This window comes from Idiomarina aquatica, assembly GCF_003987185.1.
In the GTDB taxonomy this organism is placed as follows: Bacteria; Pseudomonadota; Gammaproteobacteria; order Enterobacterales; family Alteromonadaceae; genus Idiomarina; species Idiomarina aquatica.
Genome location: NZ_PIPS01000005.1, coordinates 118,087 through 131,094 on the forward strand (window position 1 = coordinate 118,087; position 13,008 = coordinate 131,094).

Genomic DNA, 13,008 nt, shown 5'->3' on the forward strand with positions numbered 1-13,008 from the left:
TAATGCTAGTGCTCGCGTGTGTGACTGAAGGTAATATCTGGATAACGCTCCTGCGCCAGACTTAAATTCACCATGGTCGGTGCGATATAGGTTAAGTTATCACCACCATCGAGCGCCAGGTTAGCTTCCGCTTTGCGCCGGAACTCATCCACTTTACGTTCGTCACCGGTTACCCAGCGGGCGGTTGCAACATTGATGTTCTCGTACACGGCATCGACCTTATATTCGGTTTTCAAACGGTGTACCACCACATCAAACTGCAACACACCGACGGCGCCGACGATCAGATCGTTACTGATCAATGGCCGGAATACCTGTACCGCTCCCTCTTCGGATAGTTGTACCAGACCTTTCAACAATTGCTTTTGTTTCAGTGGATCCTTCAGACGAATACGGCGGAACAGTTCCGGCGCAAAGTTCGGGATACCGCTGAATTTGAAATCGCTGCCGGCGGTAAAGGTGTCACCAATCTGGATGGTGCCGTGATTGTGCAGACCGATAATATCGCCCGGATAAGCTTCATCGACATGCTCTCGGTCACCGGCCAAAAACGTCAGTGCATCACTGATACGGACATCCTTTCCGGTACGCACCTGACGCATTTTCATGCCTTTCTCGTATTTACCGGAGACGATTCTGAGAAACGCCACACGGTCACGGTGACGGGGATCCATGTTGGCCTGAATTTTAAAAATGAAACCCGAAAAGTCCGGGTTGTCGGCATGGATCAGCTCGCCGTCGTTCACCTCACGGGGTTGTGGCTGCGGAGCCCAGTCCACCAAACCATCCAACATATGATCAACGCCGAAGTTACCCAGCGCCGTACCAAAATAAACCGGGGTTAATTCGCCCGCAAGGAAGAGCTCTTTATCAAACTCGTTAGAAGCGCCTTTGACCAATTCAATTTGTTCACGCAGCTCTTCCGCCCAAACACCAATACGTTGGTCCAGCTCGGGATTATCCAGGCCTTCAATAATGTCAATTTCCTGAATACGATGACCCTGCCCAGTTTTGTACAAAATGGTTTGGTCGAGTAATAAGTGATAAACCCCTTTAAAGTTTTTTCCGGAACCAATCGGCCAGGTAATCGGGGCGCACATGATTTTTAGAACGTCTTCGACTTCATCAAGCAGTTCCAGCGGGTCACGTATATCGCGATCCAACTTGTTCATAAAGGTGATGATGGGCGTATCGCGCAGCCGCGTCACTTCCATCAGCTTAATGGTGCGATCTTCGACACCTTTAGCGCCGTCAATGACCATTAAACAGGAGTCGACAGCGGTCAGTGTACGGTAGGTATCTTCCGAAAAGTCCTCGTGTCCGGGGGTATCCAGTAAGTTCACCAGCCGATCGCGATACGGAAACTGCATCACCGAGGTCGTCACCGAGATGCCACGTTCCTGCTCCATCTCCATCCAGTCTGACTTAGCATGCTGGCCGGACTTTTTGCCCTTCACGGTCCCGGCTTTTTGAATTTGCTGACCATGCAGCAAAACTTTCTCGGTAATTGTGGTTTTACCGGCATCAGGGTGCGAAATGATGGCAAACGTGCGGCGTTTTGCGACTTCGGTTGCGATTTTGTTACTGCGGGCGTCTGACATGAACCTTCTCAATTAACTCATTAATGTATTACCCGCTATTTTCGCTGATTTACTCAGGATTCACAACGTTTCGGGTGCTATTCCCATCAGCGCCGCAATGTTAACGCGCGTCCCTCCGCCATTGCCGGTAACTCAAACAGTTCACACAACGTTTGCCCGAGGTCCGCAAAACTGTCGCGCTGACCATGGCTGCCGGGCGCCAAAGCATCACCAGCCATTAACAAGGGCACAAATTCTCGCGTATGATCGGTACCCGGCCAGGTCGGATCACAGCCATGATCAGCCGTCAACACCAGAATATCGTCAGCGTTCATAGCCTCGAGTAACTCCGGCAAACGCCGATCAACGCGCTCTAACTCTTGCGCGTATCCTTCCGTATCGCGGCGATGCCCATACAGCGTGTCAAAGTCGACCAAGTTAGTGAAAATTAAACTGCGATCGCCGGCGCTTGCCATGGTCTCCAGGGTTTTGTCAATGAGCGCGTCAGTTCCTGCGGCTTTAATCGTTTGGGTGATACCCCGATGCGCAAAAATATCGGCGATTTTACCGATCGCAATGACTTCCCCGCCGCTGTCCTTAAGCTTATCCAACACCGTCGGTAAAGGTGGCTCAACCGCGTAGTCGCGGCGATTGTGGGTGCGCTCGAAATCGGCCGGGCTATTACCAACAAATGGCCGCGCAATAACACGACCAATGTTGTAATCATCGAGCAGTTCCCGGGCGATTTCGCACACCTCATATAGACGTTGCAGACCAAAATGCTGCTCGTGAGCGGCAATCTGGAATACCGAGTCTGCCGAGGTATAAACTATCGGTTTTTCACTGCGAATGTGTTCACTACCAAGGCGTTGAAGAATTTCCGTGCCGGACGCATGGCAATTACCCAGTACCCCTTTTAGTTGGGCTTTTTCAATCAGGGCATTAAGCAATTCAGGCGGAAATGAGTGCTGTGGTTGTTCGAAATACCCCCACTCAAAATGCACCGGAACGCCCATCAGTTCCCAATGGCCGGAGGGCGTGTCCTTGCCGGAGGAGTGCTCAGCAGCCCAGGCATAACTGTGCTGTGCTGAGTGGTGTGCAAAGCCGGGCGCCCAATCACCGGTAGCACCCCGATGGGCTTCAGCCAGACCCAGAGCGCACAGATTCGGCAGTTGCAGCGGTTTTGCCTGCGCTGCCCGTGCCGCGGCAATGTGTCCAAACGTATCTGCCCCTTGATCACCAAACTTAGCCGCATCCGGCGCACTGCCGATACCAAATGAATCCAACACCACAATAATTGCACGTGCCATCTGCTGCCTCCTTTAAGACCGCTGAAATCCCTGCCTAATCACCCATTCGCTCATAAATTACCGGCTGTTCCGGCGCCGCTTCTGCGCCAATCCGGTAAGCCTCGGTCAGTGTTGCTGCCGCTTGTTGCCAATCATCCTCGGAATCGGCGTGAATGGTCGCGAGTACGAGATCCGCTTCTGCTTTGCAGCCGATACCCGCCAGATCCGTCAAACCTACCGCGTAATTGAGCGGATCGGAAGCGATCCGTCGACCACCACCCAGCGCCACCACGGCCATTCCTACCGCTCGAGTGTCGATTGCGTTTACCCAACCTTGTTGAGGCAGTCCACTGTCGGCCAGTGTTAACGGTTTGATTATCTTCGCCTTAGCCAGATGCTGTTCAGGCCGTTCAAGCAGGTCGGTCGGGCCGCCCAACAAACTCACCATTTTCGCAAAGCGTTCAGCAGCGGCCCCGCTGACAAGCACCTGCTCAACACGCTCCGCGGCTTGCTCGTGGGTTCTACAAAGGCCACCTTGCAACAACATTTCCACCGCCAGGGCATGCGTCACCACATGTAAGCGAGGGTCACGATGGCGACCGGTCAAATAGTCAATCGCCAGTTTTACTTCGATCGCGTTACCCGCCGCGGACGCTAACGGTTGGTTCATATCAGTGATCAGCGCTGAGGTTTTCACCCCTACACGATTGGCGACCGAGGTTAAACTTCGGGCCAACTCGACCGCACGCTCATACTCAGCCATAAATGCGCCGCTGCCAGTTTTTACATCCAGCACCAGGCCGTCCAGCCCTTCGGCAAGCTTTTTCGCCAAAATAGACGCCGTGATCAAGGGCACCGATTCAACCGTCGCGGTTATATCACGGGTGGCATAAAAACGTTGGTCTGCCGGCGCTAACTGTCCGGTCTGTCCGATAATCGCTACCCCCGCCTCTTTGACGGTGCGTGCAAACCGCTCATTGTCCGGTTTGGTCTGATAGCCATTAATCGCATCAAATTTATCCAACGTACCGCCAGTATGACCAAGACCACGACCGGAAATCATCGGCACGAAACCACCGCAGGCAGCGACAATGGGTCCCAACATCAAGCTGACAACATCACCGACACCACCGGTCGAATGTTTATCCAGTACCGGACCACCTAAATCGAGTTGCTGCCAGTTCAGTACCTCACCGGAGTCACGCATGGACAGGGTTAACGTGGCTTTTTCCTGCTCGTTCATTCCCTGGAAATAGATTGCCATTGCCATCGCCGCAATCTGACCTTCACTCACCGATTCATCGGTTATTCCTTGCACAAACGCCTGAATCTGTTCCTCACTCAGGGGTTTGCCGTCACGTTTTGTCCGAATGGCTTCCTGCGCTAAAAACATAACTTATCCTAACTGTTGTTTAAGATCGTTAACCAGACTGCTGGCACCAATACGAAAATGTTCAGGTGTCACCCAGTCCTTGCCCATGATATCCGCCGCCAGGTTAATGTACTGTTCGGCGTCTGCTAACGTCCGAATCCCACCAGCGGCCTTAAAGCCAACGTTGCGGCCGGATGCCTTAATCGCGTTCAACATCACAGCGGTCGCTTCCAGCGTTGCGTTAACCGGCACCTTACCGGTTGAAGTTTTAATAAAATCCGCACCGGCGTCAATGGCCAATTCGCTGGCTCGTTTTATCCGTTCCGGGGTTTTTAATTCACCGGACTCGATGATCACTTTTAGGTGAGCCTGCTGGCCACAGGCAGCTTTTACTGCGCTGACTAATTCTGTCACCACAGCCTCATCGCCAGCGATGAGAGCATTGTAAGGCAGCACCACGTCGACTTCGTCAGCGCCAACCGCCACGGCCCGTTCGGTTTCTGCAACAGCCCGCGCAACATTATCATGACCTTCAGGAAAGTTTGTTACGGTAGCCACCGGTAACGACAAACCTCGTTGCTGTAGCGCTTGTTTGGCCGCCACAATCAATTCCGGAAAAACACACAATGCCGCAACCTCAATACCATCAAAGCTCGCGTTATCACTGAGCGTTTCAATGGTGGCCACCGTGTCAGAATTATTTAAACTGGTTAAATCAATGTAGGAAGCAATGGTTGCTATTCTCTCGCGCATACGGGTTTGTTCCTTTTGTTAGGTTAGATTACGGTTGGCCTGCCAACGCATCACCAGGCCGTCTTCGCGACCGTCGTTATTGGCGTAATAGTTAGGGCGTCTGCCTACCGTCTCAAATCCACTTTGTGTGTACAAATGAATTGCGGCGTGATTGGATACACGGACTTCTAAGAATACGATCAAACCATGTCGTGCGGCATGATCCAGCACATCATTCAGTAGTAACCGACCAAATCCCCGCCCCTGATAGTCCGGTGCAACGGCGATATTGTGCAGTGTTAACTCATCGACAACCTGCTGACAGACGGTAAAGCCGACGGCTTGTTGGTGGAGCGTTAACTGCCGCCAACGATAGCCGGTACCAACGCTCGCCATAAAAACCTTCTCGCTCCATGGTCGCCGATGGGCACGTTGCTCAATCGCATACAGTGGCACAGAGGGCGAACTGTCAGACAGGTTTATTGTTGCGTTATGTGTTGACGAATGTTGTGCCAAAATTCACGTTTCCCGGCGGCGCTGCTCAGTTGTTGCTGACACTGCTGATAATCCCATACCATGGCGCTGTCACTGGCTGCCTTAACGGCTACCGGACGGCAGTCCAGCAGCACACAGCAATCTTCCAACCAGCGCGGCAATTGCACCGGCAGTGGCTCCGCAGCGGTTAGATAAAATGGCCCCAGACGGTAATGGTAACGCAGCGTAGTAGCGGCTTGAGTTTTATCGGCGTCCGACTCCGCACTATGCAGTTGCTTTAACTGATAGGCAGGAATCGCCATTACCTTTAACGCATCACGCTGTTGAGCACGCCAACGAACGGGCATCAGTCATCCTGTTTTGTTGAAGAATTCTGTGAGTAGTGTAAACGAAGCGTTTAAAGAGTGCTAGCAAGGGGATAAATTGGCAGGGGCGGAGGGATTCGAACCCCCAACCGTCGGTTTTGGAGACCGCTGTTCTGCCATTGGAACTACGCCCCTGCATCATGAACTCAGGATTATACTCAGCTCATTTGTGCACGCAAGCAGAAACTGCCTTCAGCCTGATTAACTGCGGATAAAATAAGCAATCAGGCCTCATTCAGTTCAAATAACGCGTCCTGAACCTCTGCAACCAGGGTTTCGACTTCGACCTCGTCAAGCTTTAGCCGGGTCATCACCACATCTTCTACTTGTTGCCACTCGGCTTTACCGGCCAGACTGCGAGTCCGCAGATCGACGGCATACTTAGCTAGTTTGGCGATGGAAACCAGATTAATCGCTACCGGATGCAGTTCTGAATCGGAACTCAGTACCGAACTGTCGTCGTACAAATAATAGATCGCTTCAACCAACAAGCTGGGTAACTTCCACTGTTGCGCCAGTAGCGCCCCGATGGTGGTGTGTGAAGTATCAAATTGGCGCTGTTCCTGCTCCTGCAACTCATACCATGAGGTGCTGTCGGCACGGCGTACGAAATCAGCGTAATCGTCAAATTGCTCCAGCATCACCGCAATACCGCTATTCTGAAACAAGCCCAGCATGTAGGCGTGGTCTTTCACTGAGGATAATCCAACGCTGTCTGCAACGACCGCACAGGCACTCGCGACCCACTCGTTATAACGCCAAAACTCGGATAAGTCGTAATTACCGCTGAGCGCTCGCTTTAAAGCTACCGCCCGGACAATCGGGAACACGCGACGAAAACCTAAGATCATGACCGCCTGTTGAATCGAGTCGATTGTCTGACGGCGACGATACGCCGCCGAATTCACGACCTGCAGAACCGCTGCGGCGATACCCACATCCGCCGCAATGGCATCGGCGATCACGCTAACATCCGGGTCTTCCTTTTTAGCCTCGGCACTCACCGTTAACAGGGTCTGAGGTCGAGGCGGTATACTGACGTTTTGTAATAGCTTTTTTTCAGCGGCAGTGATTACAATCGCCATCTAAAGCTCCCTTTATCAACTATCATTTTACTTTTTTGCACCCGGCGTGCGACTATGGACGCAAGCTCCGGAGATGTGTACGCGATGATAACACTGGCCAAAACCAAACTTGCCAATTTGGCGTTGTTTTTTTTCTTGCTCGCAGCGTCGCTGCCACTGCAAGCCTCTACCGTTACTCACGTTAGCGTTGATATCCGCGGTATTGACGGGCGGCTGTTGGACAATGTCAACGCCTACTTACAGATTGCTAATTTAGACCCAGAGCGACGTTACGTAAACTATCAAATTCGTTATTTACACCGAAAAGCAGCAGCAGAAATTAAAGCCGCACTACAACCATTCGGGTACTATCAAGTTGACGTCGACAGTCGTTTAACCGCAACCGATGATGGCAGGTGGCAAGCCAGCTATCAAGTCACGTTAAACGAGCCGGTCACTTTTGCCCAAACGCAATGGCAAATCGACGGCGAAGGACGCGACGATGAGGTCCTGCAAAAGCTGCTCGCTAACAACAAAATTGAGCCTGGCGACACCCTGATTCATAGCCGCTACGAGTCGATAAAGTCTGCCTTATTGCGCCAGGCTATCCAACGTGGTTATCAAAATGCGCGCTATAAACAGGCACAAATAACCGTTGATACCGAACGCAACAGTGCCGACCTTGAAGTGATATTTGACACCGGACCACGTTACTTTTTCGGCGAATTGACGGTGGTCGACAGTCACCTGGACGCCGATCTGATCCGCCGTTACGCGCGCTTTAAACAGGGAACCCCCTATCTCAACTCGGAACTGAGTCGTTTGCAGGTGGATCTTGGCAACAGTGATTACTTTTCGCAGGTGACCATCCGTAGTGACTGGCAAAATGCCGATAGCAACCAGCAAGTTCCCGTAAACGTTGAAACCCAAGCTAACGAACAAACACAGTACCGTTATGGTATTGGCTACGGCACGGATACGGGTGTTCGACTCACCGCCGGACTCGATCGACGTTGGGTAAACAAGCAAGGTCATCAGTTTCGCTCACAATTACAACTGGCACAATACGAAAGCCAGGCAACCGCCATTTATCATGTGCCAGGCAAGAAACCGCAGATGGATTACCAGCAATATCGTGCTGAGATCGGTGATAAGGAAAATGACAGCTTAGACAGCCGGCTTTATCAATTACAGGCGTTGGATGTGTATACCTATGCCCGGTGGCAACGCGAATATAATATCAGCTTATTGCGCGAAGACTTTAGAATTGGTGATGAGCGGGACAGTTCCAGTTTCTTTGTCCCGGGCATGGAGTGGCGCTATCTGAATGCCGACGACCGTATTAATGTGAGCAATGGCTGGCGGCTAACACTTGGCTTGCGCGGTGCGGCTGAAAGTGTGCTATCGGAAACCAACCTGTTGCAGGGCTATGCTGAACTAAAAACGGTTTGGTCGTTAACCGAGCATTGGCGGCTTTTAAGTCGTGTTGAAATAGGTGCTTCCTACACCGACAATTTCGATGTGCTCCCACCGTCGCTACGGTTTTTTGCCGGCGGTGATAATAGCGTGCGTGGTTATGCTTATGAGCAACTTGGCCCCAAGGATGACAGTGGTGCTGTGACGGGCGGCAAGTATCTTGCAGTTGCCAGCGCCGAGTTTGATTACCGCTTCGCCGATAACTGGCGAGTTGCCTTGTTCACGGATATCGGTAACAGCATGATAGAGCCTAACCAAGCGCTGAAGCAAAGTGTTGGTTTTGGTTTTCGGTGGATATCTCCGGTTGGCGCCATTCGCCTGGATCTCGCACAAGCGATTGATGAACCTGGTGACCCCTGGCGTTTACACTTTACTCTGGGGTCAGATTTATGAGCCTTTATCGTAAACTCGCCTACAGCTTTTTGTGCCTGGCAGCATTGGTTTTTATTGTGTTACCACTGTTCTTGCTGGTCACCATCAACTCGACCTTCCTGAGTCAATGGTTGGTGAACTACAGCCGCCCGTTTTTACCTGAACAGATAGAATTCAGTCGCTTTTCGGGGCGTTTAAGCGGCCCTTTTACCCTTGAGCAGTTTCGTTATCAATCACAACCGTTCAGCGCCGAGTTTGCCGACATCACCCTAGACTGGTCGCCGGCAACCTTATTATCCGGTGAGCTTCGTATTGATGAGCTTGCACTTGGCGCCGGTGAAATCAGAACCCGCCCGGTGGCGCAACAACCGTCGACTGAGCCGGCCGCATCCCTTGAGCAGGTATCAGTCTCCTTACCGTTTTCAGTCACTCTGTCAAAACTCACCATGGCTGAAAGCTGGTTATTCGTTAATGATGCCCCACAGCAGCAGGTAGCGCTGGACGCAGCACTCAATGTCAGCAAGTCAGGTCAGTTAATGATCGACGAACTATTCCTGCAGCACCAGTATGTCACCCTAGACGCCACCGCTGAGGCAAGTCTGAGCTATCCGTTTGATTACTCGCTGAACACGGATGTTGACTTACATTCACCGGATTACCCGGCCACGACATTAAACCTGTTAAGCTCCGGCAACCTCGAGCAACTAAGCGCCACAGCGCAGATACGTAAGAGTGCCGTTATCAATATCAAGGCATCCGCTCAGAATTTGCTGGCAACACCACGCTGGCAAGCACAAGTCGACATCGTCGATTCGCAACTCAATGATTGGCTTGCTGCTGTTAACTCGTCCGGGTTACCCCCGTTAGTGGTTGACGGTACCATAACGGTCGCTAACGCTGACACGGCTTTGCTCAATGCCGAGCCTAAGCTCAGCATTCGCTCTCCAGAATTAGCGGCTGACGTTAGCGGCCTACTCTCGTTCGCTAATAATCAGCTCACCGTCAGTTCGTTGACCACAGCGCTGACGGGCTTGGTCACCGGGGAACTAAGCTCTTCCGGCACAATTAGCCTGGCAGACACGCCTACCGTCAATATCGGGATTGAGGCTAACCAGCTTAACTACGAGCAAACATCAACCTCAGGCTCGTTAACGGTGAATGGAACCGCACAACAACTTGAACTAACAGGCCAAAGCGAGTCGCGACTGAGCGAAGAACACCGTCTAACCGCCGCCGTTAAGGCTCAATTAACCCAAGAACAACTCACCATCTCCGAGTTAGAAGTGGCAGAAACCGCCACCGATGGGCGCGTTTCAGGCTCTGCATCCATCCATTGGGAAAATGAGTTACACGTGTTGTCGGACATCACCGGGCAATTATTCGAGCAACCACTTTCGCTGATCACGGATATTCGCTACGCCTCACCTTATATAACCGTGACGCGCTTGCAGGCCAAATGGCAAGATAATACTCTGTCCGCAGAGGGAATGATGGCGCCAGGCCGCCAATTAACGCTATCCGCAACACTCCCCCAACTGGCCGACTTGCCGTTACCTGTTGCGATCCGCGGGGCGCTCGATGTGGACGCAATCATTGAAGGGGATATAAACGCCCCTTGGGCCAACGTGCAGATAACGGCCGATGCACTTGCCATCGCCGATACCGACATTGAACAGCTGGATGTCAGTGTTGAAGGCGACCTGAACACTCAGGATGTCGCGCTAACGGCGACAACTCTGGGTGCTTCGTGGTCCATTGAAACCCAGCTAGAACGGTCAGCAACGGCCATTGCAGCCGATATCAACAGGCTGGTGATTGACCACGAAAGTCTCGAGCCATTGGAACTGCAAACTAACGCTCAGTTTATGTATAACTGGCAGACAACGTCGCTGCAGTTGCACAATTTCTGCGTAACTCAACAACGGCTAGCCGAACCCGCCTGTGTACAAATACACAGCGAGAATGGCCTGAGCAGGGCTGAATTCAACGCTCCTCACCTTGAACTCGCCGTGATCAACCCATTATTGCCCAATTCGCCCTTGCGCGTGCAAGGTCAAAGCCGCATCTCATTAGATGCGACCTGGTCGTGGCCTGATTCTGAACTGACCAGGTTATCGGGTCAATTCAATACCGGTGCCATTCGCCTTGAGGGCTTGGAAGAAACCATAACGGTGGACACCGTTAACATTGATATAGCGCCGCAGCGACAACAGACACGAGTATCCCTAAAGGCGACAGCAGAGGAAGTCGGGCTTGACCTGAAGGGGGAACTGTCGCTGGCGGCTCTCACCCCGACGGCTGCTTTAGACGGCAGGTTGACGGCCGCACTATCCGATTTAAGTTTCCTACAACTCCTTAGTCCGGCCGTTGCGCAGGCCGATGGCAACCTGCAAGCTCATATCGGCATCACTGGTACGCTCAGGGCGCCCCGGCTTAAACCAAGCGCAGAAGCGAGCATCAATCAGTTCGTACTCAGCGAGACCGGCACCGATATCAGCGAGACTGAGCTGGTTCTAACCGCCGCAGGAGCGGACAACTCGGTATTCGACTTGCGCGCCAACGGCCGGATTGGCGACGGTAGGTTTCAGCTAAACGGCCGTTACGATGTGCCACAGCAACAGTTGTCAGCAAGCCTTAGTGGCGATACGTTACGTGTCATGAACACACCGGAGGTATCGGTATCGGTGTCCCCGGATGTGAGGTTAGAGCTGGCCGATAATAAGCTAACGGTACGTGGCGATGTTATTGTTCCTGAGGCGCATATCACGCCACCACAACTGGATAACGTAACCAGACCGTCGTCAGACGTAGTGATTAAACAGGCTGAACAACAACGTCAGACAAAACTGGAAACTGACGCCAATATCACCGTCACGCTAGGTGACAATGTTAATGTGGCCGCCTACGGCTTCGAAGGGCAATTGCAAGGCCGCTTAACCATCAGCCAGGCAAATTATGGTGTTGCCAGAGGCGATGGTCAGATAGGCGTTAAAGCCGGTACCTATGAGGTTTATGGACAAGAGTTGTCAATTGACCGCGGACAGCTGATTTATAACGGTGGACCGCTACAAAATCCAGGCCTTAACTTACAAGTGGTACGCAAGTTACCAGAAGCAACGGCAAACCCTAAACAAGTAGGTGCGCGAGTTCAGGGTACCCTGCAAGAGCCAACTCTGTCGTTATTTTCCGAGCCGCCGATGCCCGACGCGTCGGTATTATCGTATTTGTTGTTTGGCCGGGCACCAAATTCTCAGTCAGAATCGACTAACCTCGAATTACAAGCCGCCTTATTGCTTACCGGTGACATGGCCGATGCATTTACGCAAAGCTTAAAAGATACTTTTGGGTTTGATGAAGTGTCGATAGACTCGAGCACTGACAACGTCAACGATACCTCGCTATATATCGGTAAATACCTGACCCCAAGGCTGTATATTAAGTACGGTATTGGTTTGGTAGAGTCGACTTCATCCTTTTTCCTGCGCTACCAGCTAACGGATCATTTTTGGATCGAGTCAAACTCGTCAACCGAGAGTCAAAGCGGCGATCTGATTTACAGCATCGAAAAATAGTTTGTCGGCGTTAAAAGCTAAAGCTTTCCGGTAACAGGGATCCGACCGTCCAGTGCGTGATGTCGTGACGGTTGGCGGAACTCACCTGGGTGTCGGCGGAGAAAAATTCGGCCATCACTTGTCGACAGGCACCGCACGGACTGTGTAACTGTTCGGTGGGTGTATAGATAGTTATCGCTTTGACATTACTCAGATCAATGCCTTCGGCGATGGCGCGATATATTGCTGTGCGTTCCGCGCAATTTGACAGTCCATACGACACGTTTTCGACGTTGCAGCCGGTAATGATGTCACCATTGTTAAGTTCAATGGCGGCACCAACTTTAAACTTACTATAAGGTGCGTAAGCACGCTCAGCAGCTTCTCGGGCTGCCTCTACTCGTTTTGTAGGGTTCAATTCCATCGTTTTATCCGTTCTCCAGTGAGAAGCTGATCTTAACCTCATACCTTCCTGGAAACCAGACTAAACAGTCTACCGCGCGAGATTAACGAACCGCGGAGAGCGTTCAAAGCGACCCGTTGTGAGCGCCGAGCGGGCATAAAAAAAGCCCCGAGCGTGAGCCCGGGGCTTTCCTTAATTTGAAGTCTGGCGGTGTCCTACTCTCACATGGGGAGACCCCACACTACCATCGGCGCTGGTATGTTTCACTTCTGGGTTCGGAATGGAGCCAGGTGGTGCCATACCGCTATG

Annotated in this window: 10 protein-coding genes, 1 tRNA gene and 1 rRNA gene; 2 read left to right on the forward strand and 10 right to left on the reverse strand. The window is 52.1% G+C overall.

What is annotated here, in order from left to right; translation table 11 throughout:
• Window positions 1-5 precede the first annotated feature (5 nt).
• The 8 genes from prfC to CWE23_RS13120 all read right to left on the reverse strand — a co-directional run bounded on the left by prfC (window position 6) and on the right by CWE23_RS13120 (window position 6,918).
• Window positions 6-1,601 (reverse strand): peptide chain release factor 3, encoded by a 1,596-nt coding sequence (prfC, locus tag CWE23_RS13085; protein ID WP_105306927.1) that lies wholly within the window; start codon window positions 1,599-1,601, stop codon window positions 6-8.
• Between the two features lie 86 nt (window positions 1,602-1,687).
• The gene (locus CWE23_RS13090; protein ID WP_126820473.1) at window positions 1,688-2,890 is read right to left on the reverse strand and encodes a phosphopentomutase; all 1,203 of its coding nucleotides are present in this window, start codon (window positions 2,888-2,890) and stop codon (window positions 1,688-1,690) included.
• 34 nt (window positions 2,891-2,924) lie between these two features.
• On the reverse strand, window positions 2,925-4,262 hold the full coding sequence (gene deoA / locus CWE23_RS13095) for a thymidine phosphorylase (RefSeq protein ID WP_126820474.1): 1,338 nt from the start codon (window positions 4,260-4,262) through the stop codon (window positions 2,925-2,927).
• A 3-nt stretch (window positions 4,263-4,265) separates the two neighbouring features.
• Window positions 4,266-4,994 (reverse strand): deoxyribose-phosphate aldolase, encoded by a 729-nt coding sequence (gene deoC / locus CWE23_RS13100; protein WP_105306930.1) that lies wholly within the window; start codon window positions 4,992-4,994, stop codon window positions 4,266-4,268.
• 18 nt (window positions 4,995-5,012) lie between these two features.
• Window positions 5,013-5,429: a ribosomal protein S18-alanine N-acetyltransferase gene (rimI, locus tag CWE23_RS13105; RefSeq protein ID WP_275046271.1), complete on the reverse strand. Its 417-nt coding sequence runs from the start codon at window positions 5,427-5,429 to the stop codon at window positions 5,013-5,015.
• 23 nt (window positions 5,430-5,452) lie between these two features.
• Complete coding sequence (locus CWE23_RS13110) at window positions 5,453-5,815, reverse strand: hypothetical protein (protein WP_126820475.1); 363 nt, start codon at window positions 5,813-5,815, stop codon at window positions 5,453-5,455.
• Window positions 5,816-5,892: 77 nt separating this feature from the next.
• Window positions 5,893-5,968 (reverse strand) — tRNA-Trp (locus CWE23_RS13115).
• Between the two features lie 89 nt (window positions 5,969-6,057).
• A complete protein-coding gene (locus CWE23_RS13120) occupies window positions 6,058-6,918 on the reverse strand; it encodes an HDOD domain-containing protein (protein WP_105306932.1) in 861 nt (286 codons plus the stop codon).
• Window positions 6,919-6,972: 54 nt separating this feature from the next.
• On the opposite strand from CWE23_RS13120, the gene CWE23_RS13125 reads away from it, so the two are divergent.
• Both CWE23_RS13125 and CWE23_RS13130 read left to right on the forward strand, forming a co-directional pair.
• Entirely contained in the window at window positions 6,973-8,766 is a 1,794-nt protein-coding gene (locus CWE23_RS13125; protein ID WP_241970650.1) for an autotransporter assembly complex protein TamA, read from the forward strand.
• Window positions 8,763-12,317 carry a translocation/assembly module TamB domain-containing protein gene (locus tag CWE23_RS13130; protein WP_126820476.1) on the forward strand — a complete coding sequence of 1,185 codons (3,555 nt, stop codon included), beginning with the start codon at window positions 8,763-8,765 and terminating at the stop codon, window positions 12,315-12,317. The genes CWE23_RS13125 and CWE23_RS13130 overlap by 4 nt, the downstream gene beginning before the upstream one ends.
• A gap of 10 nt (window positions 12,318-12,327) precedes the next feature.
• Here CWE23_RS13130 and CWE23_RS13135 read toward each other — a convergent pair whose 3' ends face one another.
• Both CWE23_RS13135 and rrf read right to left on the reverse strand, forming a co-directional pair.
• Entirely contained in the window at window positions 12,328-12,720 is a 393-nt protein-coding gene (locus CWE23_RS13135; protein WP_198678846.1) for a cytidine deaminase, read from the reverse strand.
• Window positions 12,721-12,901: 181 nt separating this feature from the next.
• Window positions 12,902-13,008, reverse strand: a 5S ribosomal RNA gene (gene rrf, locus CWE23_RS13140); the annotation flags it as partial.

What these genes read in the sequence shown, in the direction of transcription:
- CWE23_RS13110 (WP_126820475.1), bottom strand. Translation starts at nt 5,815, where the DNA reads ATGCCCGTTCGTTGGCGTGCTCAACAGCGTGATGCGTTAAAGGTAATG.
- prfC (WP_105306927.1), bottom strand. Translation starts at nt 1,601, where the DNA reads ATGTCAGACGCCCGCAGTAACAAAATCGCAACCGAAGTCGCAAAACGC.
- CWE23_RS13130 (WP_126820476.1), top strand. Translation starts at nt 8,763, where the DNA reads ATGAGCCTTTATCGTAAACTCGCCTACAGCTTTTTGTGCCTGGCAGCA.
- CWE23_RS13125 (WP_241970650.1), top strand. Translation starts at nt 6,973, where the DNA reads ATGGACGCAAGCTCCGGAGATGTGTACGCGATGATAACACTGGCCAAA.
- CWE23_RS13120 (WP_105306932.1), bottom strand. Translation starts at nt 6,918, where the DNA reads ATGGCGATTGTAATCACTGCCGCTGAAAAAAAGCTATTACAAAACGTC.
- CWE23_RS13135 (WP_198678846.1), bottom strand. Translation starts at nt 12,720, where the DNA reads ATGGAATTGAACCCTACAAAACGAGTAGAGGCAGCCCGAGAAGCTGCT.
- deoA (WP_126820474.1), bottom strand. Translation starts at nt 4,262, where the DNA reads ATGTTTTTAGCGCAGGAAGCCATTCGGACAAAACGTGACGGCAAACCC.
- CWE23_RS13090 (WP_126820473.1), bottom strand. Translation starts at nt 2,890, where the DNA reads ATGGCACGTGCAATTATTGTGGTGTTGGATTCATTTGGTATCGGCAGT.
- deoC (WP_105306930.1), bottom strand. Translation starts at nt 4,994, where the DNA reads ATGCGCGAGAGAATAGCAACCATTGCTTCCTACATTGATTTAACCAGT.